This window comes from Chitinophaga sp., assembly GCF_039596135.1.
Lineage (GTDB): Bacteria > Bacteroidota > Bacteroidia > Chitinophagales > Chitinophagaceae > Chitinophaga.
Genome location: NZ_JBCNKH010000091.1, coordinates 1 through 24312, shown reverse-complemented (window position 1 = coordinate 24312; position 24312 = coordinate 1). Strand labels below are relative to the sequence as shown.

General features: G+C 45.6%; 18 protein-coding genes. 5 read left to right on the top strand and 13 right to left on the bottom strand.

What is annotated here, in order from left to right; all coding sequences use genetic code 11:
• From ABDW16_RS28545 to ABDW16_RS28510, 8 genes are all read right to left on the bottom strand, one after another.
• Window positions 1-434, bottom strand: a 434-nt coding sequence (locus ABDW16_RS28545) for a hypothetical protein (RefSeq protein WP_343674587.1), incomplete at its 3' end; no start/stop codon positions are given.
• A gap of 23 nt (window positions 435-457) precedes the next feature.
• On the bottom strand, window positions 458-1813 hold the full coding sequence (locus tag ABDW16_RS28540) for a RagB/SusD family nutrient uptake outer membrane protein (protein ID WP_343674585.1): 1356 nt from the start codon (window positions 1811-1813) through the stop codon (window positions 458-460).
• A 14-nt stretch (window positions 1814-1827) separates the two neighbouring features.
• Entirely contained in the window at window positions 1828-5136 is a 3309-nt protein-coding gene (locus ABDW16_RS28535) for a SusC/RagA family TonB-linked outer membrane protein (RefSeq protein WP_343674584.1), read from the bottom strand.
• A gap of 219 nt (window positions 5137-5355) precedes the next feature.
• On the bottom strand, window positions 5356-6306 hold the full coding sequence (locus tag ABDW16_RS28530; protein WP_343674583.1) for a FecR domain-containing protein: 951 nt from the start codon (window positions 6304-6306) through the stop codon (window positions 5356-5358).
• 73 nt (window positions 6307-6379) lie between these two features.
• Complete coding sequence (locus tag ABDW16_RS28525; protein WP_343674581.1) at window positions 6380-6928, bottom strand: RNA polymerase sigma-70 factor; 549 nt, start codon at window positions 6926-6928, stop codon at window positions 6380-6382.
• 159 nt (window positions 6929-7087) lie between these two features.
• Window positions 7088-8614, bottom strand: coding sequence for a RagB/SusD family nutrient uptake outer membrane protein (locus ABDW16_RS28520; RefSeq protein ID WP_343674580.1), 1527 nt, complete (start codon window positions 8612-8614; stop codon window positions 7088-7090).
• A 23-nt stretch (window positions 8615-8637) separates the two neighbouring features.
• Window positions 8638-11712, bottom strand: a complete 3075-nt coding sequence (locus ABDW16_RS28515) for a TonB-dependent receptor (protein WP_343674579.1) — start codon at window positions 11710-11712, stop codon at window positions 8638-8640.
• A gap of 328 nt (window positions 11713-12040) precedes the next feature.
• On the bottom strand, window positions 12041-12682 hold the full coding sequence (locus tag ABDW16_RS28510; protein ID WP_343674577.1) for a response regulator transcription factor: 642 nt from the start codon (window positions 12680-12682) through the stop codon (window positions 12041-12043).
• A 213-nt stretch (window positions 12683-12895) separates the two neighbouring features.
• On the opposite strand from ABDW16_RS28510, the gene ABDW16_RS28505 reads away from it, so the two are divergent.
• Together ABDW16_RS28505 and ABDW16_RS28500 are read left to right on the top strand one after the other, a co-directional pair.
• Window positions 12896-13309 (top strand): EamA family transporter, encoded by a 414-nt coding sequence (locus ABDW16_RS28505; protein WP_343674576.1) that lies wholly within the window; start codon window positions 12896-12898, stop codon window positions 13307-13309.
• Window positions 13310-13368: 59 nt separating this feature from the next.
• Window positions 13369-15564 carry an outer membrane beta-barrel family protein gene (locus ABDW16_RS28500; RefSeq protein WP_343674575.1) on the top strand — a complete coding sequence of 732 codons (2196 nt, stop codon included), beginning with the start codon at window positions 13369-13371 and terminating at the stop codon, window positions 15562-15564.
• Here ABDW16_RS28500 and ABDW16_RS28495 read toward each other — a convergent pair.
• From ABDW16_RS28495 to ABDW16_RS28485, 3 genes are all read right to left on the bottom strand, one after another.
• A complete protein-coding gene (locus ABDW16_RS28495; RefSeq protein WP_343674574.1) occupies window positions 15554-16798 on the bottom strand; it encodes a HAMP domain-containing sensor histidine kinase in 1245 nt (414 codons plus the stop codon). The two genes, ABDW16_RS28500 and ABDW16_RS28495, sit on opposite strands and share 11 nt — an antisense overlap.
• A complete protein-coding gene (locus ABDW16_RS28490) occupies window positions 16795-17472 on the bottom strand; it encodes a response regulator transcription factor (protein WP_343674572.1) in 678 nt (225 codons plus the stop codon). The genes ABDW16_RS28495 and ABDW16_RS28490 overlap by 4 nt, the downstream gene beginning before the upstream one ends.
• Before the next feature lie 121 nt (window positions 17473-17593).
• Window positions 17594-18013, bottom strand: a complete 420-nt coding sequence (locus tag ABDW16_RS28485) for a hypothetical protein (protein WP_343674571.1) — start codon at window positions 18011-18013, stop codon at window positions 17594-17596.
• A gap of 281 nt (window positions 18014-18294) precedes the next feature.
• On the opposite strand from ABDW16_RS28485, the gene ABDW16_RS28480 reads away from it, so the two are divergent.
• The 3 genes from ABDW16_RS28480 to ABDW16_RS28470 all read left to right on the top strand — a co-directional run bounded on the left by ABDW16_RS28480 (window position 18295) and on the right by ABDW16_RS28470 (window position 21485).
• On the top strand, window positions 18295-20136 hold the full coding sequence (locus ABDW16_RS28480; protein WP_343674570.1) for a sugar-binding domain-containing protein: 1842 nt from the start codon (window positions 18295-18297) through the stop codon (window positions 20134-20136).
• A gap of 51 nt (window positions 20137-20187) precedes the next feature.
• Window positions 20188-20436, top strand: a complete 249-nt coding sequence (locus ABDW16_RS28475) for a hypothetical protein (RefSeq protein WP_343674568.1) — start codon at window positions 20188-20190, stop codon at window positions 20434-20436.
• A gap of 110 nt (window positions 20437-20546) precedes the next feature.
• Entirely contained in the window at window positions 20547-21485 is a 939-nt protein-coding gene (locus tag ABDW16_RS28470) for a ring-cleaving dioxygenase (RefSeq protein ID WP_343674566.1), read from the top strand.
• Here ABDW16_RS28470 and ABDW16_RS28465 read toward each other — a convergent pair.
• Together ABDW16_RS28465 and ABDW16_RS28460 are read right to left on the bottom strand one after the other, a co-directional pair.
• Window positions 21471-23072: a sigma 54-interacting transcriptional regulator gene (locus ABDW16_RS28465; RefSeq protein WP_343674565.1), complete on the bottom strand. Its 1602-nt coding sequence runs from the start codon at window positions 23070-23072 to the stop codon at window positions 21471-21473. The two genes, ABDW16_RS28470 and ABDW16_RS28465, sit on opposite strands and share 15 nt — an antisense overlap.
• 135 nt (window positions 23073-23207) lie before the next feature.
• Window positions 23208-24101, bottom strand: coding sequence for a helix-turn-helix transcriptional regulator (locus tag ABDW16_RS28460; RefSeq protein ID WP_343674563.1), 894 nt, complete (start codon window positions 24099-24101; stop codon window positions 23208-23210).
• Window positions 24102-24312: the final 211 nt, after the last annotated feature.

The following is a 24312-nucleotide window of genomic DNA, read 5'->3' as shown; positions in this document are numbered from 1 at the left end:
TAAGCACCGCCAATTGCATTCCTCACATAATCATACGCAATCCTGTCCGGGCCGAATTTGGCAGGCGGGAAGCGCCTGATCAGCTGGTAATACATGGCTTCTTTCTTTGCAGGGTCTTTCTCATCATAGATAAGTGCAATCTGGTCCTGTCTTACCGCCAGCCCGGCAGGAAACTTTTTCTTTTCTGCAGTCTTAATAGAATCTACCACCTCTTTTTTGTTGAGACGGTAAAAGGTATTCGCTGCCAGTTGCCAGTCTTCTTCCTTTTTACTTTGCAGATGTTTGTACAACTCCGCAGTCAGGTATGCTTTATCTTTTTCATCTTTGGAAGCGGCAAGTTTGTCGTAAGCCTTGTACAGGCTATCTATGCGCTGTGCCTTTACAGAGGCACAGCACATAGCAGCGATAACATACAATGAAGTGATTTTTTTCATGTGAATACTTTTTAGCGTGTGGATCATTCGTAACCCGGGTTCTGGGTCAGTTTTTGATTATTTAGAATTTCCTGGTAAGGAATTGGCATCAGCGTATCTCTTGGCACCCAGGTAGATTTTTTCTGGCTCAGCACTGCATCTGCCTGACCGGTACGTACCAGGTCAAACCAGCGGTGTCCAAACTCACCAAACAATTCTATCTTTCGCTCCTGTGCAATGGCGGTGAGCAGGTCGTCTTTGGTCGCCGCAGTTGTATTAGCCAGTCCTGCACGATGACGAATGGCATCCAGGTCTGCCTGTGCAGTGGCGATGTCATTCAGTTGTGCACTGGCTTCTGCGCGGATCAGGTATTGTTCTGCAAGGCGCAGTACCACGTTGTATTCATCACCTGCGGTGGCGGTGCCCAGTTTATATTTATTGACACGGCGGTAGGTGATACCTCCATTTACCAGGCTGTCTGTCCATGCTGTTTTCCGGTTGTCACCTGCTTCAAACTCATTCAGGAATGAATCATACAGGTAATAGGAAGGTATGGCCGTAGCGGAAGAAGCCCTGTAGCTAAAACTACTATAGCCATAGTAAGTGGCAAACTGCAGGATGGTTTCTGCACTGCTGGTTTTGAAAGTGGTACTCAGGTCAGAGAGGGTATAGGCCACGTCGGTAGCACCAATTACTTTTGTAGCATAAGCCACAGCGTTGGTATAATCTTTCTGGTAGAGATATACTCTTGCCAGCAGCGCCTCTGCTGCATACTTATTCACCCTTGCATGCAGGGTACCAGTATAGGTACCTGGCAGTAATTCTTCAGCTGTTTTCAGGTCGTTGATGACCTGTGTATATACTTCTGCTTTTGTTGCTCTTGGCAGGTTGGCATTGTTCAATGCGATAGGATCGAGTGACAATGGTACGCCGCCAAAGAAATTGGCCAGGTAAAAGAAATGGAATGCACGGATGAAATAACTCTCACCTAATAACTGGTTTTTTACAGAGCCAGTCAGGGTGGTAGATTTAGTTAATCCTTCAATCGCATTGTTTGCTTCGGCAATTACATAATATGGATAGTACCATTGATAATTACGTACGTTGCTGTTGGTAGATGTTACATTCCCATTCTGGTATTCTGCCATTAATGGAGTAGAGCTGTAATAGCGGTATTGAACAGCGTCGCCCAGCAACTCCGCCGTCCACGTAAAGTACTGTACATTGTACGTGGTAGCCCAGTAGGAGTACAGGGCCACTACGGCACTGGTAGCTGTTCCGTCTGCAGCATAGGTGTCAGACGGTGACAGTGAATTCGGTGCGTTGTCGATTGTTACAAACTTCTTGCATGAAGTGGCGGTAAGCCCCAATGCGAGTAATATATATGATAGTTTCTTCATTATCTCTCTGCTTTTTATAATGATAAATTCAAGCCTACAGTCATCGTACGCAGCTGTGGTACGGCAATGTACTGACCGGTACCCAGGCCCGGACCAGTACCTGGCAGGGTCGTTTCAGGATCCAGCGTATACTTTTGCTTTGCCCAGGTATACAGGTTCTGACCTCTTGCATAGATGGATGCGTTGGCGATTCGAACCTTGTTTAACCATTTTCCTGGCAGATTGTAAGTGAGGCTCAAAGTTTTGAACTTGATATAAGATGCATCACCCCAGTTGGCGTCGGAGTTAGCATAGTAATAATAGTTAGAAGAGTAGCTCTTGCTCGCACCCGGGAAGTTGCTTACATCGCCGGAACCATGCCAGCGATCTATCACCGCAGTACTCTGGTTGGTCATATCATATCCAAATGGATAGAAGTAGGTATTCAGCGTATTGTTCAGGTAAAAGTACCTGTGGTTGAACTGGAAGGTAAAGTCCAGTGTAAACCCTTTGTAAGAGATAGAGTTGGTCAGACCACCATAATAAGGTACGCCGGTTTTACTTACATGCCTGTCGGCAACACCAATAGAACCATCTTTGTTTACATCTTCCAGCACTGGTGCACCTGTAGTGGCATCTACACCCACATAATGATACAGGTTCTGTGCATCGATAGGTTTGCCTACGGTGTACGTGGTAGCATAAGTGGAGTTCGCGAGATTGTCAAATGCCAGCAGTTTATTTTTATTGATGGTCATGTTCAGGGTGGTGGTCCATGAAAGGTCTTTCGTAGCAATGTTTGTCGTACTCAGCTCGAATTCCCATCCTTTGTTCTGAATAACGGCAGGCAGGTTGCCGGCATAGGAGTTTACACCAATCTGCATCGGTGTAGTAATATAGGCGAGCATATTGCTGGTCCTGTTCTGGTAGTAATCTGCTTTCAGTATGATGTGGTCTTTCAGGAAGCCCAGTTCCAGCGCGATATCCAGCTTTTTGGTAGTTTCCCATTTCAGGTTCGGATTAGATATCCCATTTGCGATCAGGGCCGTGGTACCCATATAGGAATAGGTAGTGGATGCAGTGGAATACAGTGGTGTGTACATGTAGTTCGCGATCTGGTCATTACCAGTTACACCATAGCTGGCGCGCAGCTTACCAAAGCTGATGGGCTTTATATCCGTCATGAAATCTTCCTGTGAGAAAATCCATGCTGCACCCAATGCACCAAAGGAACCAAACTGGTTGTTGGAACCGAAGCGGGAAGAACCATCTCTTCTGAAGGTACCATCCAGGTAATATTTCTCTTTGTAGTTGAAATTGAAACGGCCAAAGCCCGCGGCATACTTATACAGGGAGTAATTGTTGCTATATACAATCACGGTGCTGGCTGCACTGATCGCATGCAGCAATGCCTCGCTGCTGTAGCCGGATCCTCTCAGGGTAGTGCTGGTTGCTTTGGTTTGCTGGAAGGTAGTACCTCCAACCACCTGCAGATGTGCATCACCGAAAGATTTATTGTATTCCAGGAACGGCTCTACAATCCAGTTGTCATTTTTGCCTTTTGAATCCATCAGCTGGTTGTCTGTAAGGGCTGTAGAATTCACAGTACGGTTAGGTTGTATACTTTGCTGTTCCAGGTTGGTCTGGGTGAAACCCAGGTTCGCTCTTACGGCCAGTTCCTTCAGGATATTATAGCGCAGGTTCAGGTCAGTGATCAGGTTATATGTCTGACCGGAATACTGTTGCAACAGGAGGGCAACAGGGTTCTTGCCTACACCCAGGTCCCAGTTGAAAGTACCATCCGCGTTATAAGGATTATAGTTCGGTGGCAGGTTGTACATGCTTGACAGGTCCACTTTAGGCAGATTGCTCTTCATGTAAGTGTAATTGGCAGAAAGAGCGATATTAAACCTGTTGTCTTTACTGCTATGGTTGGCATTGATCCTGTTGGAGAAAGTGATGGTATTGTTTTCGCCGGGGAATACAGTGCCTTCCTTGCGGTAAGAGGTAGAGTAAAGGAAAGTATTCTGTGCGTTGCCACCTGATACAGATGCCATTGCACTCGTGGTTTTTGCTTTACCGCCCATGGCCCATTTCTGCCAGTCGGTATAGGCGGTCTGGTCCCATTTAGTCAGGTCATAGTCCGTAGCGCCAGGTGTTGTGCCTGCATTGGTAAAAGCTTCTTTGCGCATATCCAGGTATTCCGCTGTATTCATCATAGGAATGAAGCGGCTTACTTCACCATATCCATGACTCACATTTGCACTGACTTTGGTATTCCCATGGCTGCCTTTTTTGGTAGTAATCAGTACTACACCATTGGCGCCTTTAGAGCCGTAGATAGCTGTTGCATCAGCATCCTTTAGTACATCGATCCGCTCAATGTCTTCAGGAGCGATCATGCTGAAAGGACTGAGGCTACCACTGGCACCGCTGATACCATAACTGTTCAGTGCATCGGAAGCAGGTGTGCTGCCATTGAATAAAGTAAAGGGAACACCGTCAATCACATACAATGGCAGGTAACCACTCAGTATGCTGGCGTTGCCACGAATGCGCACACGTACGCCACCACCGGGTAAACCATTGTCCTGTGTGATTTCCATACCAGCTATGTGACCCTGCAGGGCAGTAAGTGGATTGGAAACCGTCTGTATCGCAATTTCTTCTGCTTTGATAGAACTCACGGCACCAGTATTGTTTCTTTTGGTAGTAGTGCTATAACCCAGTACCTGTACTTCATTCAGGCTGCTGAAGCTGCGTACGAGTGTAACCGGAACAGAGCGTCTGCCTTTCACAGCAACTTCCTGCGTGGTATAACCTACAATGCTGAGGATCAGCACGGCATTATCATTATCTGCGGCGATGGAGAAGTGACCATTTTGATCAGCGGCCGTAAACCGGGAGGTATTTTTAACGCGGATAGTTACACCCGGGATAGGATCACCTGTTTCGTCTTTTACAATACCGCCGATGAGCACATTTTGTGGTGCAGTCGTATCCCCCGCAGGTTGTAGGGCTATTTTCTTTTCCTGCAGGATGATTTTAGTGCCTTTGTCAATATAGACGAGATTGGTACCTTTCAGGATCAGGTCCAGTACCTGTGCTACAGTGCGGGTACCGCTATTGATCGTTACTTTTTTGTCCTTGTTCAGCAAGGTGGAAGAGTAAAAAATGCTGAAGCCGGATTGCTCCTGCAATTTCTCAAGTGAGGATTTAAGGTTGGCGTCATGAACCTCATAATTAACCATTGTTTCCCTGATACTTTGACCTGATGCATGAATAGCAGCAAACAGGTGAAAGCACATGACAAGTGACAAGCATACACACACAGTGACTCTCATGATAAACAATAAAATTGGTTGCGTTTTTTCTTTTGGCAATGGGTGTACAATTCCCCCTTGCAAAAGCTGAACTTTTGGCATAAATTTGAAGACGTTTAAATGAATCAATAGTTTTTACGTAAAAACTCCTCACTGCTTTCTCAGGGCCAGAGGAGTTTTTTTGTGTGTTTACGTTTTTTGCTAATTCTGGTTGGTTTTTGACATTTTTAAAGTTTGATTTTAGTTGATCTGATTAAAACAAGCGGTACCGTCCAGTTCTACTGTGCGACCGTTTATTGAATAAGTTGTACCCATAGTTTGTGAGAGGATATCCAATACCTCGTTCAGCGATTCTGTCCCTGAGAACCGCCCTGTAATAGGACAATGTTGTAGTGCCGGATTTTTGAATACAATGTTTACATCATACCTTCTGTCCAGTTTTTGCGCCAGCTGTTCGTACGGCATATCCTGGAATTGCATGTCTGATTTGGCCCAGGCTATGACAGTGGCCGGAATGATTTTGACCTGTTGAATGTTGTTGGTGTGTTGATTATAAACCACCTGTTCATTGGGAGTCAGGATGGTTTTCTGTTGGTAGGCGTCAGTGACCTGAACTTTGCCGCTGAGTACAGAGACCGTTACGCTATCTGTGTTCCAGGCTTTAATATTGAGAGAGGTACCTAAAACGGTGGTAGATACCCGGCCGGTATGAATGATGAAAGGTTGGGCAGGTTGAGAGGCTACATCAAAATAGGCTTCGCCCTCCAGCGTCACCTCGCGGTTATTGCCATTGTACCGATAGTCCATTTTGCTACCCGGGTGCAACAGTACCTTACTGCTGTCTGGCAGGTAGATAAAACGGTTCTCACTGGCAGCAGCGGGAATAACGGCCACGAGATTTTTGTTTTTAGCCGCTTTAGGCCAGTTTAAATATAAAATGACACCTAACAGGCATGCAGCGGCCAGCGAGGCATATAGGGCCAGGGAAGGCCGTTTTTTGCGATGTATATGGGCCGTGAGGTAAGCGTGCATCGCCTGGCCGGCAGCAGCTTCCTGCACGTCCGTCATAGGATATGGATCTGCTTCCCCGGTAAATTCCCTGTACCAGTTATTGAGCTCATCCTGTTCAGCAGGAGTAGCTGTACGATCTATATATTTCTGAATCAGGAGGTCCAGGCGATTTCTGTCCATACTATTTCAAGGCGTTATAATAATAAGTACTATAACCTGCCCCCGGACCCCTAGTCTGTTCAAAAAATATTTTTTAGAAGAAAAACAGCATGTTGATATGCCTCAGGTTGAGGCGTATGGTACGCAGGGCTTTGGTGAGATGTGCCTCTGCGGTCTTTTCGGAGATATTCATGGCGCTGGCAATCTGTCGGGTGGTTTTCCCTTCCAGGCGGCTTAACTTGTACACCTGCCTGCATTTTTCCGGCAGTTTTTCTACAATTCCATTGATGTAATCGTCCAGCAGGCGGGCATAGATCTTTTCATCGTCCGCACTGTGGGTAGAACGGAAGATACTGTGGAGGATATTTTTCCGGCGTTGTTGCTGGTCGTAATGCTTAAATACAGAAAACTTGATCGCAGTAGCCAGGTAGTGGGAAAGCTGGCTGATTGCCAGGGAAGCACGCCTGTCCCAGAGGTTGATCAGGACCTCCTGTACGATCTCCTTGGCGGACGATTCGTCATGCGTATGCTTCCACGCGATAGCCAGAAGGGGCTGCCAGTAGCGATGGTAAATTTCAGTAAAAGCAGCTTCGTCCCCTGTTGCCAGGGCGGTAAGCAGCTCATTGTCACTGAAATTTTGCATAGCCATGAGTTGAAAGTAATAAAAATATTGGCAAAAGTAACAAAATCTACTAAAATGGTAGGGTATTAAAATGCCTTTGGTGAAGATAATACATAGTAAGGTCATTAAACCATCACAAAGAAAACCTTCCGCCCGAAACGGAAGGTTTTCTTAAAAAAATTACCAGTTACTATTCTGTACCATCTCCGGATTTGAGTTTATCTCATCCTGGGGTATCGGGAAGTAATCATGTTTCGGGCTTACGAAATACAATTTCCCCACCTTATCACTATTTGTAATTTCATCTTTCAGTAACCCCCAGCGCTGCAGATCATAAAACCGCTGTCCTTCCCGGGCAAACTCCAGGAATCGCTGATGTCTTATTTCTTTCATCATCGCTGTCTGATTCAGACCCGCAGTGAGTACCGGCAAACTCGCCCTGTTGCGCACCGTTGTTATATAAGCATACGCATCTTCCGGTCTGCCCTGCATGGTCACGCTCTCTGCCAGCAGTAGCAATACATCTGCATAGCGCAATGCTTTTTCATTAATATCTGATTGATAATCCGATGCACCGCTGCTACCAGACAATTCGTTTGCCTGGTTATAGTTCTGGTATTTCTTGTAATACGATTTAAATCCAAATGGCAATGTATAGGAAGAAAATGGTTTCTGGTAAAATGTTGCCCCCGGGTAATCCCAGAACAGGGTGGCATACATTCTCGGATCAAGATCCCCACTGGTAGTCTTCTCATTTTGAAACTCATTAAAGAGCTTATCTGTCGGCGCCACTTCAAACCAGCCACTCGCCTCTGAGGGGGCAAACTCCTGTGCCGTGGTCACGCCCAGGCTCTCATTCGAGTTTTCACCTGCCCATGGATTGGTACCGCCTACGTCTGCCAGCTGAATTTCAAATAATGATTCCACATTATTATCATGGGCAGCAATAAAGTTGTCGCCATAATTGGCCATCAACTGGTAAGTATAAGGTGCTGTAGTCAGTTGTTTCAATGTGCTCTCTGCATTGGCCCAGTCCTTTGTATACACATACGACTTGCCGAGGAAACCCAGTGCAGCCCCTTTGGTAGCCCGCCCTGTATTGCTGGCATCATAAGTTAAAGGCAGATCTGCTGCTGCTTCCGTAAAATCTTTGATTACCTGTGCCCATACATCAGCAGCGGGAGACTTGGCCACAAAATATTCTGCTGTAGACGCTGGTATGGTGGTACGAAGCGGTACATCCCCGTAGTTGATCACCAGAATATATTCGTTCAGTCCCCGCAGGAACTTGGCTTCTGCAATGTAGGCGCTCTTTGTTGCGTCTGAAAGGCCGCTTACCTTATCTATATTGGCAAGGATCTGGTTGGCGCGAAAAATGGCCCGGTAAGCTACATTCCATACATTGGTCGAAGCCGAATTATCAGGCGTATTGGTGAAAGTAGACAACTGGTACAGGTAGCTCACATCATTCCTGATAAAGAAATCGTCACCCCTGCCATTGGACAGTTCTACACCTCTTACGCCCCAGAATCCGCCATCTACATTTTTGAACAGTGCATAAGTGGCAGCCAGGGCGCTTTTTACATCATCCTCAGTTTTCCAGTAGGTTTCAGTTGTAATTTGATTTGGGTTGGTCAGTTCCAGTGAACTCTTCGAACAGCTGGTGAGTAGCACCGTTGTAAGAAGGATATATAATAGCTTATTCATAATGGTGTCGTTGTTTAGATGAATTAGAAGGATAATTGGATGCCGGCAGAGAATACACGGGCCAGTGGATATGCCACGTGGCCATAATCTACACCCCTGTCAAGGAGGCTGCCGCTTCGGCCAATGTCCGCATTGAAACCACTATAGTTCGTGATGGTAAACAGGTTGTCTGCACTGATATATGCCCTCAGGGCAGTCGTGTGCAGCCGCACATTCAGGCGCTCCGGTATGGTATAGCCCAGTTGCAGGGTCTTCATACGGAAATAGGAGCCGCTCTCTAAAAAGCGGGAAGAAGTTTGTGCATTCAGGTTAGGATCGTCGATCACAGCCCTTGGCATATTAGTATGATGCTCCGGTGTCCATGCCTGCAGCGTGGTCTTCGCATAGTTGTATTCCAGGTTCATACCTTCCATATCCTGTCTTACACCATTGTAAATTTTATTGCCCGATACGCCCTGCATGTAAATATTCAGGTCAAAGTGAAACGCATCAAGTTTCACCCCGATACCATATTCAAAATCAGGGAAAGGGCTACCCAGGTGTACACGGTCTGCACTGCTGATGATACCGTCGCCATTGGCATCCAGGAATTTGATATCACCGGGTTGAGCGTAGGGTTGAATAAGGTTGCCATTTTTATCCTTGTAGGCATTGACTTCGTCCTGTGACTGGAAAATGCCCAATGTCTTAATCAGGTAGAATCCCGTCACTTCGCCGCCAGCTTCGGTCACGGTGGAGGATGCACCATGGTGGGTAGGCTGGCCGCCAAAGATCTGTTGGGTACCTGTGCCCAGTTCGATCACCTTGTTTTTAACAGATGAGACCGTGCCGTATACATTATAATTCAGCACCCCGATATGATTAGAATAGTTCAGGCCCAGTTCAACCCCTTTGTTCTGGATGGTACCTGCATTCACTACCGGGTTGGTGGAAGAACCTGCAGATCCCGGGATGGGTACATTCAGCAATACATCGGTTGTTTTCTTATGAAAGTAATCAATGCTGGCATTCAGGGATCCCTTCAGGAAACTTACATCCACCCCCACGTTGGTAGTAGCGGTATTTTCCCATTTGATGTTAGGAGAGGAGTAGGCAGTCTGGATAGCACCAAACCATTTTTGCTGTGCATCACCGATCACGTAGTTGATGTTCGATGCAATGGCCGCGCTGTATTGATAGTCACCTATTTCCTGGTTACCCAGAATACCGTAGCTACCTCTCAGTTTGAGGGAAGAGACGATGTTTGGATCTACATGCCAGAAGTGTTCATTGTTGATGTTCCAGCCTACAGCCACGGAAGGGAAATTACCAAAGCGGTTAGAGGCACCAAAGCGGGAAGAACCATCGCGACGGAAACTCGCGGTCAGCAGGTAGCGGTTGTCGTAGGCATAAATGACACGGCCTAACGTGGATAGCAGCACACTTTCGACACTGTTGCCGCCCACGGTAGCAGTGCCTGATGCTGCATCCAGTTCTTTAATGCCATCAGGCAGGTTGGTCTTAGCCATCAGGTTATAGTTATAATGAGTCTTTTGATAACTGTAACCTACTAATGCCTGGATGGAATGCTTACCGAAATCCTTGTTGAAGTTCAGGGTGTTTTCCAGTAGTACCAGCTGGTTCCTTTCCTTTTCGCGGCTCATGTCGTTGGTTTGCTGGATGAAGAGGCTACCTACTTCATGACGGCGCACGTAGTCATCGGTTTCACCAAAGGAAGTAGTATAACCCATGTTGAACTTGTACTTCAGATAAGGGCGTAAAGACACTTCAGCATATGCATTGGCCAGGAAGGAAATAAGTTCATAACTCACGTCTTCCAGGTGTAGCAGGGCCACCGGGTTGGGAATATTCACCACTGAACCGGAAGCACCACTATAACCACCAATGGCAGCCGTGTCGTAGATTTTATAAGCGGGGATCATCTTCATAGCAGAGCCTACGGCGTTGCCACCCTGTCCGCCCCAGCCATCGCTCATGCGGATCCATTTTTCGCGGGTGGCCAGGAAGGTCTGTCCAAATTTGAGGATGCCTTTTGTAGATTCAGTTTTGGCCCGGATACCATAACGTTTATAACCCGTTACGTCTACAATACCTGCCTGGTCGGTATACTCGCCTGATACGCTGTAGCGGGAGTAGTCAGATCCCCCGGATACGCTCAGGTAATACTGCTGAATCAGGGCCGTTCTGTAGATGGCATCCTGCCAGTCAGTGCCGGCGCCCAGTGCCGATGGATTAGCGGCTATATCGAGCCGGGGAAGGCCCGCACCGCCATTGCCGGCGTCGTGTGCAGTATTGCTCACGGTAGCCCATTCCTGGGCATTTAGTACTTCGTATTTTTTAGCCAGCTTTTGGGAGCCGACATTGGTTCTGAAATTGAAGACCGGTTTGCCTGCCTTACCGTTTTTGGTGGTCACGAGTACCACGCCGTTTGCAGCCCGTGAACCGTAAATAGCAGCGGCCGAGGCATCTTTGAGCACGTCCATGCTTTCGATATCACCGGGGGCAATATTGTTGATATTTGCAACCTGCACACCGTCTACGAGGTAGAGGGGATCGGCATTGTTGAGTGTACCAACACCCCTGATGAGAATACGGGTGCCCGAACCGGGGTCCCCACCCGCAGATTCCACGGTCACACCGGGGAGCCGGCCCTGTAGTGAACGGCCTACGTTGCTCACGCCTTCTGTTTTTAGATCAGCTGCTTTGAGGGAGGCAATGGCTCCTGTCAGGTCTTTCTTTTTTACGGTGCCATAACCGATCACCACCACTTCGTTGAGTCCGGATACTTTGGGCTTGAGGGCCACATTGATAGTGGTACCGGTGCCTACAGTTATTTCTGAATTGTCGTATTCCATAGAGGTGAAGAGCAGCGTGCTGCCTTCGGGTGCGTCGATGGAATACTGGCCTTTTTCGTCGCTGTAAGTGCCTTTTTGTGTGCCTTTGATGATAACGGCAGCTTTAAACACCGGGTTATTTGTTTCTGCATCCGTGATCTGGCCGGTGATCTTTTTCTGGGCACTGGCCAGAAACGGGAAGAGCAACAGGATTAATAGAATAGGAGTTTTGCGCCGGGTCAGGCGCAGTTGACTGTTTGTCATAAGGGAATTCGATTTAATTGATGAAATGGTTACAGTTGAATATTATTCGCCTGAGGGTTAGTCAGGCATTATTGCGCGTTATAACATGGAATAATAGATGTATAATTGACACTTCTACAATGTAGAGATATTTTTTTAAAAACAAAAACCCCACCTTTTGGAGAGGTGGGGTTTTGAAAAATCTTACTTGTTAAAGGGTAGGTAGCAGTTTTGTTTATCCGATAATTGTAATGTCAAAGCAATAAAGGGATCACCTTCTCCTGCGACCGTGTAGAAGGTCGCTGGTCAGTAAATGATCTGGTCATTGTTTATCGTTTTGAAAATTCAGTTAATGTTGATAGTACATCCTGAATAGTTCTGCTTTTGTTTTTATTCCAAGTTTGAAGAATATGTTTTTCATGTGGTACTGGATCGTATTCAGGCTTAAATTCAGTTTCGCCGCGATCGATTTATAAGGCAACCCTTCCAGTACCAGGTCCGTAATTTCCCTTTCTTTTTTAGTCAGGTTGGTTTGCGGTGCAGGCTTTTCCTCTTTATTGCGATAGAGCAGGTACCTGAAGAGCTCCTGGCTCACTACAGGTTGACCATATTCCAGCATATGCAACAGTTTGCGGGTAATGTTGTGAAAGAGGTCTGTCTTTAAAATATATCCATCTGCTCCTTTATCAAAGGCCCGCTGAATGACCTGCGGATCTTCGTTGGGTGTCATCACCACCAGCAGCATGGCTGGATGTAAGGACTTCAGTACCTGGATATCTTCCACTTGCTGCTGTGTGCCCGGGGGCATGCCTAGTAACAGCAGGTGTGGTTGTTGCTGAAGAAAGCTTAGCGCAGCTGTTGTAGTAGCGGTATGCAAACATACGGAAAGGTCTGTATGACGTGAAATGTTCAGGACCAGTTCATGGCGGTAATGCGTATCTTCTTCGATTACTCCTACCTTGAACCTTGGGGACATTGAATAGTGCATCATGGATGTGAATTGAGGGTTTTCTTTTTTCGGGAATGGTTATACCCGCAAATATCAGAATTTCTACAGAATTGACCTATACTTTTATTTTATGAATAGTACCCGCATACGTTATTTAATAATTGCTTTGATTATTATTGCCATCGTTTGCAGTATCGGGATCTATCACCTGGTCATGCATACTGCTATTCCTGACTATTGAAATTATTGAACGCTATGTGGAGATATTATGCATTGCTGTCAGCACTCTTTGCGGGATTAACCGCCGTACTGGCCAGGTTCGGATTACAAGGCATCAGCAGTAACCTGGCTACTGCTATCCGTACTATAGTGATCCTGGTTATTGCATGGGGCATCGTATTTGCAGGTGGTGAAGTGAAAGACCTGCAGGCCCTGACTAAAAAGCACCTGTTGTTCTTAACCCTGAGTGGCATAGCCACAGGACTTTCCTGGATCTTTTATTTCAAAGCACTCTCTACAGGCCCTGTTTCAAAAGTAGCCCCTATAGATAAATTAAGTGTTGCAATTGCCATTGTACTCTCTGCTATTTTTCTTAAAGAAAGTCTCGATTACAAAACCATTGTCGGCGCATTGCTCATTATGGCGGGTACATTCGTACTAATTCGCTAACGCTCCAGTTTGTTTACAGAATAGGCATATAGGTTTGCACCAGAATATAAAACGCTTATATGAAGATTGTGCCGATTTTAGCAGTCCTGTTATTAGGATGGGTATTTGCATTCAGTCAGAAAATTAAAGGAACCATACTGAACAGGGAGAATCAACAGCCTGTAGCTTACGCCACTATTATTGTAACCGATCCTGCCACTGGCAAGACGGTCAATGGTGCTGTCGCCAACGAACAGGGGGCATTTGAGATCAATGGTCTGCACAAGGGCTCCTGGAATCTGGCCATCGATTTCATTGGATTTACCCGCCAGGAAGTAAAAGGTGTGAGTGCCTCACAGGATATTGGTATTATATATATGACCGCCACCAGCAAGTCGCTGCAGGAAGTGGTCGTTACTTCACGGGCAGATAAAATCGTTTATAATGTAGCTACAGATGTTACTTCGCAGGGTGGAGTAGCGACTGATATATTAAAGAAGGTACCACAGGTGACAGTGGATATAGATGGGAATGTAGAATTGCAGGGCAATGCAAATATCCGTTTCCTGATCAATGGTAAGCCTTCTTCAATGTTTGGTAATAATCTCGCCGATGCACTGGCAGCTATTCCTGCCAGCCAGATTAAAAGTATTGAGGCGATTACAAGTCCGGGTGCTAAATACGATGCACAGGGTACAGGCGGTATTATTAATATCATTCTGAAAGATAATACGGCCCAGGGCATGAATGGAAATGTAGCCCTGAGTGCCGGTACCCGTCTTGAAAATGGATCTGTGAACCTGAATATGCGGAAAGATAAATTCGGTGCCAATGTGTTTTTTAGTGGCAATGAACAGCTCGCTTCGCGCACGCCATCTACCCGCATCCGGTATACGAAAGATACAAAACTGGAACAGGAAACCGTGACGGACTTTAGCAGGAAGGCTTATCAGACCGGGCTGGGATTTGACTATGGCAATCTCTCCGGGGGAATCACTTATGCCTTCTTTGGCAATCATTCGATAGCCAGTACTTCACAGCAGCCAGGCGATATTTACTTTACTTCCGATACCCGTAACCGAACCGGTACGGTAGACTGGAACCTGGCTTATCATACCAAAGCATGGAGCTTTTTGTACAGCGCCAGTGCAGGTAATCCTTATACCAGTTTTGTACAGGAAGCTACGCATAGCTGGACACCGGGCACAGATGTACAACATAATTTTTCGGCAGACTATTCCCACAAATGGCTGGATGCCGGGGCGAAAGTAACCTTACGCCATTTTAATAATACCGCTACCTACCTGCCGGATACTACACAGAATTACGTGTTTGACTATAGGATGAATATTTATGCAGCTTATTTGTCTGCTAAGTTTACTTTATTTGATGTACTGGATGTGGTGGCAGGTGCCCGGTATGAATATACCACAGTTTTAGGTGGGGAATATGGGGAATTGCTACCTTCGGTGAATATTACCCATGGCCCGTGGAAAATGGCCTTTACCCGCCGTATTGAACGGCCTGACAAGGAACTGAATCCTTTTGTAAATTATAGCGATCCTTATAATATCACTACCGGCAACCCACATCTGAAACCGGAGATCGGGAACAACTTTGAACTGGGATATAGCTGGAAGAATATTTATATGGCCTTTTCTGAAAGGATCAATACAAATGACCTGAAGACATATACAGCATATTATCCTACTTACCAGATTGGAGATTCATTGTATAAGGATGTGACTGTGACCTATCGTGCAAATATAGGGGAGGAGTACAATACGGGTTTGATCGTGACCACGTCCCGGCCATTGACATCGCACCTGAATGTCAAAGCCAACCTGATGGTGTTCAACAGGCATGTGGTCAATCATGTTGACAATGGTAACAGGACGGATGGTATCAACTGGCGCTTTAATATGAACCTGTCATATACCCTGCCTGCAGACCTGGTAGCAGAAGCATTTGGTGAATACCGTTCTGCCTTCAATAGCATCCAGGGGCGTGCGCCGCAAAGTATAAACTATACACTGGCGTGCCGGAAACTGTTCTGGCATAAGAATGCCAGCATTGGTATCACGGCCACTAATCCTTTTAACCAATACATCCGCCAGCTGACTACGTATAGTACAGCCAATTACTCCGGTACCTACCTGCGACTCGTGCCTTACCGTTCATTTGGTGTCAGCATGACGTACAAGTTCGGGAAGTTACAGTTTAAGAAAGAAAAGGAACATGGTGAAGACTACCTGAACAATCCTCCTACGATTTAAAAGTAATGGTGAAAATATGCAGGTCATCCGCATAATCATAATCCACTTTGAAACCAGAAGCCGCACAAATCTGGTGAATAACTGCCAACCCAAGACCGTTACTGGTACTATTGTTAGACGGGTTATAAAACCGCTGGAACAGGTGCTTCCGGTTCAATGGAGCAGGATGCCCCGTATTTTTAATACAAAGCTGCTGCTGGCGTAAGGTAATATAGATCCTCCCGTTTTCATCATTATGCCGGGTTGCATTGCTGAACAGGTTATTCAGCAGGAGCTCCATCAGTTCCTTATTGGTATGTAACTGTACAGCCTCTACGTCCAGGAAAATATGCAGCGATTTGTCCTGCCAGATCTCGTTGAACTGGGCTGCTTTTTGCTGTACAATTTGAGTAAGGTCTATGTCAGATTTATAGGCAAATTGCTCATTTTCTATCTTGGTCAGCAGCAGGAGGGACTGGTTCATACGGGCAAGTCTGTCAAGGGCTTCAGAAGCACTTTGCAGGGCGTTGAACTGGTATTCAGTCAGGTTCTCACCCTGCATCATCATTTCCAGTTTAGACCGGATAATAGCCAGGGGAGTTTGCAGTTCATGAGATGCATTTTCAGTAAACTCCTTCAGCCTTTCATAATCCTGAATGGCTTTAGATGTAGTGCGTTCCAGGATGCTATTCATGAAAGTAAACTCATCAATCGTACTGGCGGGTAGTACCAGTGGCTCCCGGTTATTGACTTTGAATCGCTGTAAAAGGTCTAAAGAGGAATAAAATGGCTGCCAGAGTTTTTTGAGGATGGTACTATTGATAATGACGGTTAGTAAAAGGACCAGTAAGATCGTACAAAAAGTGATAGCAAAAACCGTTCTGGTAATGTGTTCGGTAGCTTCCAGCGACTTCCGGACTTTTACATTATACCATTCGCCGGCGGCTTTGATAGAAAAAGATAACTGCCGGTAATCATCATCATGATCTACCTCAATGGTTTTAAACTTTTCTTTACTATAAGGTGTCGTTGTTTTTTCTATGATGGTCTCCTGGTCTTTTACTTCCACAGGAGTGAAAAGGGTATCATGTAGTGTTACATAATTAGTAATTTCCCGCTGTTCGATCCGGAGGTCCTCATCCATCTGTTTTAACAAGGTGAGATGGAGGGCAAAGAAGAAGGCAATACCGGAAAGCAGGAAGATGGCTATCGTGGAACGGAGGTTGATACGGTTATACCTGGTGAGTAGTTTCATGACAGGGATAATTTGTAGCCCATACCATATACGGATCGGATGTAATCGGGACAACCTGACTGTAGCAGTTTTTTACGCAGGTTTTTGATGTGACTGTAAAGGAAGTCATAACTGCCTGAAAGGTCCATTTCGTCTCCGCATATGTGTTCTGCAATGGCACTCTTGCTGATTACTTTGTTCTTGTTGCTGATGAAATATAACAACAAATCGTATTCTTTTCTTGTAAGGTCGATGACCTGGTCATTGACAATCGCCGTTTTGTCTCCAAGGTTTAATTGCAGTTCTTCGAAAGTAATGATATTATTCCCATTGAAAGATTTGCGCCTGATGATAGCGGCTACACGTGCAGATAGTTCCGGAAGGTAAAAAGGTTTGGACAGGTAGTCGTCAGCCCCGGCTTTGAGACCATATACTTTATCATCCAGTGAATTCCGGGCGGAGATAATCAGGACGCCGTCGTTCTTATTGTTCCTTTTCAACTCCTTCAGTAACTCGAGTCCGCTTCCGCCGGGCAGGTTAATATCGAGAATAATGCACATGTAATCATACAGGGATATTTTTTCCATGGCGGTATCGAAGGTATCGGCTACCTCGCATAAAAAATTCTCGTCTGCCAGGTATTGGCAAATGCTGTCTGATAGGTTTTTCTCATCCTCAATAATCAATACTTTCATACAAAACGTGTTTTCTGCCTGACTGCGAAAGTAAGGTGGAAAACTGTAGAAATTCTGTAGAGTCGTACGTTTGCTGATGACCAGGTGTGATCTATGCAGTAACTCCGGTGCGCCCTGCTGATTATTTCAGGTTCCAGGTATATTTGGTGCCAAAACCAGCGGAATTGTCTGTCAGCTTCAAAGCTGTAAAGGTTATCATCCACAGTGTTTCCTGGTATTGTTTTGCCATTGGATACTGTTGAATATATACGTCCATTGCTTCCTGTGTGTTTACAATGGTAGCAATACCGGCATATTGCAACCCTTTTAACTGTGCTACGTCACGGGTCTGGTCACAGATAGTACCTACCACATGACTGTTTGCCAACATCAGCGCACCATGCTTTGTATGGACCTCTGAGGTCATAAACAACAATCTTTTCTGCTCATAATCGATAGCGTAAAATAAATTGGCCGCCCAGACTTCTCCATTGTGATAGCTGGTAATGCTGAGTACATGGTTGGAACGAATATAGTTCCAGATAATTGATTCGTGATTCATAGGTTGTTATTTAAACCATTCAGTTAAGCCAGGGAGACGCATTCATTTCTTTCAGCTTTGCCTTGCATTGCTTCTTCCGGAAGAGCCTTCAGCAGTGCCAGTGCGCTTCGGAGATCATCGACCTTTATTTTTCATGGTTCAAAGGTCGGAACTAGCCAGCAAACAGTTAAGGACTAAAGTGCGAAAAAATAGGATATTTCGAACATTCGCACCTTTGCATAATATTTTATATCTTTTGGCCTCATTTATTTCATGCACGTTATACTCAGATCACGATTCTTATGAAAAAATTCACTTACTCCTTACTCATGTTGGGTTGCATGAGTTACGCTGTACACGCACAGCAAAACAACTGGCATTTAATCAGGGACAGGATCGTTACCCCCTGGGCTGAAAAAGTAGATCCTAATGCTCCCTTGCCGGAATATCCACGTCCACAGCTGGTGCGCGACAATAACTGGAAAAACCTGAACGGCTTATGGAGCTATGCCATCACACCTGTAGCACAGGATAAACCCGCAAAATACGAAGGTAGTATTCTCGTTCCTTTTGCCGTAGAATCGGCGCTGTCCGGTGTAGCACGTACGGTTGGCAAGGACAGTCTTTTATGGTACAATACAAACATCAGTATCCCTGCTACCATGAAAGGCAAAGAAATACTGTTGCATTTCGGTGCTGTTGACTGGCAAACGGAAGTCTTTGTAAACGGCAAAAGCGCCGGCAAACACGAAGGCGGCTTCGATCCTTTCTCTATCAACATCACGCCATTCCTGAAGAGTGGTGCAAAACAGGAAATTACCGTACGCGTATGGGATCCAACCGATGATGGTCCTCAGCCACGCGGTAAACAGGTAAAGAAACCGGAAGGAATCTGGTATACACCTGTGACTGGTATCTGGCAGACGGTCTGGCTGGAAGCAGTGCCTAAGACTTATATTGCAGGCACAAAAAATACCCCGGATATCGATCATCATACCATCAGTGTAAGCACAAATGTAGAAGGGGCACAGGCTGGCGACCAGGTAAAAGTAGAAGTACTGGATGGTGGCAATGTCGTCGCTACACAGGAAGTAGCGCCGTCTGCTACCGCTGTGCTCACCTTGCAGAACGAGAAATTATGGTCTACTACCCATCCTTTCTTATATGATCTCAAAGTAACGCTTATACGTAAAAACAGACCGGTAGATGCGGTGAAAAGTTATTTTGCCATGCGCAAAATCTCTATGGCGCCAGATCAGAATGGCATTCAGCGCATGATGCTGAACAACCAGTTCGTATTTCAATACGGCCCGCTGGACCAGGGTTGGTGGCCCGATGGCTTGTACACTGCGCCTACACACGAAGCGATGGTGTATGACATTGACCAGTTGCAAAAGATGGGCTTTAATATGATCAGAAAACATATCAAACTGGAACCTGCCACCTACTATGCCTACTGTGATCAAAAGGGCATGCTGCTCTGGCAGGATATGCCAAGCGGTGACCTGGGCAATGGTTGGGAAAACAGACCCGGTATCCTGGATCGTGGTACAGACAAGAATCGTACACCTGAATCAGAAGGCTACTATCGCAAAGAATGGAATGCCATCATGGATGCGGCGTACAACTTCCCCTGTATTATAGTCTGGACACCGTTCAACGAAGCATGGGGCCAGTTCAAAACTGTGGAGATTACAGAATGGACCATGAAGAAAGACCCGTCCAGGCTCGTAAACAGTGCGAGCGGTGGTAACTTTTACGAAACCGGTCATATCATTGACCTGCACAACTATCCGCATCCGGCCATGCCAAGACCAGATTTATTTGGTAAAAAACAAATCCTGGTATTAGGTGAGTTTGGTGGTTTAGGTTTACCGCTGGAAGGCCATAACTGGCAGGGAAATAAGAACTGGGGATACCAGTCTTTCAAGAACAGCGAAGAGATGTTTAAGAAATATAAAACCTTTACGCAGCGGCTGGCAGAACTGATCCCACTGGGGTTGTCTGCTGCTGTGTATACACAAACTACCGATGTAGAAGGGGAGGTAAATGGCTTCATGACTTATGACAGAAAGGTGGATAAATTCCCTGTTCAGCAGTTAGGCGAGGAAAATCGTAAATTGTACCAGGTGAAGGTGAATTAAGCACAGCGGTAATTCATAAATATAATGGTAACTTTGTAAAAATTCATTACCGTGGAACCAGGCAAATTAATCTTACCAGGAGAATCATTCTATCCGCTCATTATGGAGCTCTTCGAAAAAAAAGAAAAAGCATCCATATTGTATGACGATAATGGCCCTACAAGGGCTGGTGGTATCATCGAAAGTGTGTATGAAAAGGATGGTAAACACTGGCTCCGGCTGGAAGATCAGACTGAAATAAAGGTGGATCAGTTGCAGGCAGTAAATGGTAATTTTTCTTCAGATTTCTCAACTTGCTGATATAAAATAAAAGGCTTCTCGAAAGAGGGGCCTTTTATATTTTATCGTTTTTGTTGTCAGTTTCCCCGTACCTTCCCTGAATAGTAACCACGAACTTTATATTAGCAGCCATGAATAAGAATCAACTTGTAACCGGTATCCACCATGTGACCGCCATTGCCGGCAGCTCGCAAAAGAACCTCGAATTCTACGCAGGTATACTGGGCTTAAGACTGGTAAAGAAGACCGTTAATTTTGATGCAAACAGTGTGTATCACTTATATTACGGAGATGAAACGGGCACTCCCGGCAGTATCATGACGTTCTTCCCTTATGAAGGATTGAAACACGGTCGTCAGGGGAAAGGCATGCTGAATACCACTGCCTTTTCTGTGCCGCTGACCTCCCTGAATTACTGGCTGGAAAGACTGAAACGCTTTGGCATTGCGCATAAACCACCGGTGGAGCGTTTTGCAGGAGAACTGGCTGTTTACCTGGAAGATACCGATGGGTTAGGACTGGAACTGATCTTCAATGATAAGGACGATAGAAAAGGAGATGAGCATTCCATCCGTGGTTTTTACAGTGTAGAAATATGGGAAGAAGGGTATGAGCGAACCGCCGGTCTTTTAACCACCCAACTGGACCATGTACTGATTGCAGAAAAAGGCAATCGTTTCCGTTTTGCAGCGACTGATAAACCGGGTAATTACGTAGATCTTGTGTGCATGCCAGACAGTCTGAAAGGGTTATCCGGCAGTGGTACTGTACATCACATTGCCTTTACGACGCCTGATGGTGGAGCACAGACAGGCGTCCGCCAAAAGATTGCCGGCATTGGTATGAATGCCACCCCAATATTGGATCGCAAGTATTTTCAGTCTATATATTTCAGGGAACCGGGTGGGGTGTTGTTTGAAGTGGCAACAGCATTGCCAGGCTTTAGTGTGGACGAGGCGCCTGCGCACCTGGGTGAAAATCTGATGTTGCCGGAGTGGCTGGAACCACAGCGTACAACGTTGGAGTCCCAGTTGGCACCAATCAGCATTGACCTGTCAGCTTACAAGTAATAATTCTTTTTTAATATTTAATTTCTGCATTTTTGATATCAGCGTAGTGGGTGGTAAACCCAGCATAATCGCAGCACCATTGGGACCGGAGACCTTGCCTTTACAGATCTTTAAGACCTTTAGGATGTACTCCCGTTCCATGGCTGCCAGCGGAACAATTTCAAAATTATCCTCCCGGAGCGTGGTCTGATTCACTGGCAGGTTAATCTGGCTGATGGTCGTGCCTGTGCTAAGTAAGACTGCTCGTTCAATGACGTGTTCCAGTTCCCTGATATTCCCCGGCCAGGAATAATTCAGCAGGCTGTTGAGCGCCTTCTGGCTAATGTTCGTTACCTTTTTACGGGTTTCCTGTGCATAGCGGTGAATGAAATGTGTGACCAGTACGGGTATATCTTCCTTGCGCTGCCGCAAAGGCGGTAAGGACACGGGGAACACATTCAGCCGGTAGTATAAATCACTTCTGAACCGGCCTGCCTGCACCTCTTTTTCCAGGTTTCTGTTAGTAGCTGCTATAATCCGGACATTTACCCTGATGCTACCTTTGCCCCCAATCCGCTCTATTTCTCTTTCCTGTAATACCCTGAGTAGTTTTGCCTGTAGTTCCAGCGAAAGTTCGCCTATTTCATCTAAAAAGATTGTACTGTTGTCGGCCTGTTCGAACTTACCGATCCGCTTGTCTATCGCCCCGGTAAAGCTCCCTTTTTCATGACCGAACAGCTCGCTTTCAATAAGAGTGGCTGGTATAGCGGCACAATTGACCCGGATCATTTCCTGGTGGGCGCGGGGAGATGCCTGGTGAATGGCAGTAGCTGCCAGTTCCTTGCCTGTACCAGTTTCGCCGGTGATAATAACGGTACTGTCTGCCGTGGCCACAAGGGAAATGAGTTTATATATTTTTTGAATCTCGGGCGAAGAACCGATGAGTTGAGCAGCGCTGGTTCTCTGGTTTAAGTATTGTTTATCGTTTTTTAATTGTTCTATTTCGGCCTGCTGGTGAGCGATCTTTTCATTCGCTAATATATTGCCGATGCCCATACCCAGCATATCTGCAACGCCTGTAAGGAGTGCAAACTGGTTGGGAGAAAAAGCGCCGTATTGGTCCGCGTACAGGTACAGCAAGCCTTTGGGTTGACTGGCATTACTGATTTTTGTGACCATCATTTCGCGGATGCCTGAATTGTGCCAGTGAATGATGTATGGAGGCACATTTTTATTTCGGATTAGCTTTTTAATATCATATATAATTGGTTCATCAGCATTGAGCGCGACATTGAAGATGCCATCTTCGATATCATGTGCTTTATGCATGATGGGGCTTTCGTCCACTCTTCTTTTAATAGCACCTTCTTTGGTATGGAGAAAAGGGGAATGCGTCTTACCATCTTCATTGATCAGACACAGTGTATAATATTTTCCGCCAAAAAGTGAAACCAATTGCTCAGTGATCACGTTCCATAGTTCTTCCCGTTTTTGAGCAGCAGCAATCCTGTTACTGAGAGAGAGCAAAGTTGATTTTTCTTTTTCCCTTATGCTAATTTGCTCTAACAGTTGATTATGCGAGACGATGATCGGTTGTTTCCAATCCATAATCGAGTGTTATGTTGAAACGAAAATAGTAAATCAAACGCAGATTTAATAACCTGATTTTTCGATATGCAAATGGAGGTGTTTGTTTTTATGCGAGAAGATGATCTGTTGCTTCAATCCGTAGTCCATGCAGATTTAATAACCTGATTTTCGATATGCTAATGGAGACGTGTTTGTTTTTTGTCTGAATAATTTATTAAAAGATTGCGGATGTTCAAAGCCTAACTGGTAGGCAATTTCTGCAATAGTGGCGTTTGTAGTGGTGAGAATTTCTTTGGCTTTTTCAATAAGCTGGTGGTGGATGTGTTGTTGTGTACTCATACCAGTCAGGGATTTGAGCATATCACTTAAATAACGGGGAGATACCTGCAGATGGTCTGCAACTTCCTGCACAGTAGGGAGGTGGGTAGATGTATTAAAAGAGGTGGAAATATAGGTGTTCATCTGACAAATAAGGTCATTGTACAGTGTTTTACGGGTCAGGAACTGCCTGTTATAAAAACGATTACTATAATTTAATAATAACTCCAATTGAGAGATCATTACATCGTGACTGAAATGATCCATATTATTTTCTAATTCCAGCAGCATGGCGTCAAAGATGGTAAAGATTACTTTCTTTTCTTTGTCAGATAAGTAAAGTGCTTCTGTTACTGCATAAGAAAAGAAACCAAATTGCTGTATGATTTTTCCTAAAGGATAGTTCAGTAAAAAATCGGGATGAAAGAATAAAGTGTACCCGTCATAATCGGCAATATCGCTGGTAGGTACGGAAACTTGATGAGGAGCAGTGAATGACAGGCCACCTGCTTCAAAATCATAATAACCGTGGCCGTATGGGATTTTTCCTTTAAAGTCAATTTTAAAAGAAATCTTATATAAGTTAGTAATCACCTGGCGGCCTATATCTTCGGGTTTTACCCTGATATTGCCTGTGGGTACCAGCGCAATCAGCGGATGCTGCGGTGCAGGGAGGTCCAGGCGCTGCAGCAATGCTGATATACTGGTGACAAGGAGTGGTGATTCCATTTGTTAAAGCTACGAATTTTATTAAACCGTGGGCCGGATCACGATGTCGTTCATGTCTGCAGGCTGGCCAATGGCATAAGCGATATTATTGGACCGTAGGTCTGATCACGATATCGTTCACATCTACGTCTGCAGGCTGGCCAATGGCATAAGCGATATTATTGGACCGTAGGTCTGATCACGATATCGTTCACATCTACATCTGCAGGCT

Excerpts from the sequence above, each read along its gene's own strand:
- ABDW16_RS28540 (WP_343674585.1), bottom strand. The coding sequence starts at position 1,813 with ATGAAGAAACTATCATATATATTACTCGCATTGGGGCTTACCGCCACT.
- ABDW16_RS28535 (WP_343674584.1), bottom strand. The coding sequence starts at position 5,136 with ATGAGAGTCACTGTGTGTGTATGCTTGTCACTTGTCATGTGCTTTCAC.
- ABDW16_RS28530 (WP_343674583.1), bottom strand. The coding sequence starts at position 6,306 with ATGGACAGAAATCGCCTGGACCTCCTGATTCAGAAATATATAGATCGT.
- ABDW16_RS28525 (WP_343674581.1), bottom strand. The coding sequence starts at position 6,928 with ATGCAAAATTTCAGTGACAATGAGCTGCTTACCGCCCTGGCAACAGGG.
- ABDW16_RS28520 (WP_343674580.1), bottom strand. The coding sequence starts at position 8,614 with ATGAATAAGCTATTATATATCCTTCTTACAACGGTGCTACTCACCAGC.
- ABDW16_RS28515 (WP_343674579.1), bottom strand. The coding sequence starts at position 11,712 with ATGACAAACAGTCAACTGCGCCTGACCCGGCGCAAAACTCCTATTCTA.
- ABDW16_RS28510 (WP_343674577.1), bottom strand. The coding sequence starts at position 12,682 with ATGATGCACTATTCAATGTCCCCAAGGTTCAAGGTAGGAGTAATCGAA.
- ABDW16_RS28505 (WP_343674576.1), top strand. The coding sequence starts at position 12,896 with ATGTGGAGATATTATGCATTGCTGTCAGCACTCTTTGCGGGATTAACC.
- ABDW16_RS28500 (WP_343674575.1), top strand. The coding sequence starts at position 13,369 with ATGAAGATTGTGCCGATTTTAGCAGTCCTGTTATTAGGATGGGTATTT.
- ABDW16_RS28495 (WP_343674574.1), bottom strand. The coding sequence starts at position 16,798 with ATGAAACTACTCACCAGGTATAACCGTATCAACCTCCGTTCCACGATA.
- ABDW16_RS28490 (WP_343674572.1), bottom strand. The coding sequence starts at position 17,472 with ATGAAAGTATTGATTATTGAGGATGAGAAAAACCTATCAGACAGCATT.
- ABDW16_RS28485 (WP_343674571.1), bottom strand. The coding sequence starts at position 18,013 with ATGAATCACGAATCAATTATCTGGAACTATATTCGTTCCAACCATGTA.
- ABDW16_RS28480 (WP_343674570.1), top strand. The coding sequence starts at position 18,295 with ATGAAAAAATTCACTTACTCCTTACTCATGTTGGGTTGCATGAGTTAC.
- ABDW16_RS28470 (WP_343674566.1), top strand. The coding sequence starts at position 20,547 with ATGAATAAGAATCAACTTGTAACCGGTATCCACCATGTGACCGCCATT.
- ABDW16_RS28465 (WP_343674565.1), bottom strand. The coding sequence starts at position 23,072 with ATGGATTGGAAACAACCGATCATCGTCTCGCATAATCAACTGTTAGAG.
- ABDW16_RS28460 (WP_343674563.1), bottom strand. The coding sequence starts at position 24,101 with ATGGAATCACCACTCCTTGTCACCAGTATATCAGCATTGCTGCAGCGC.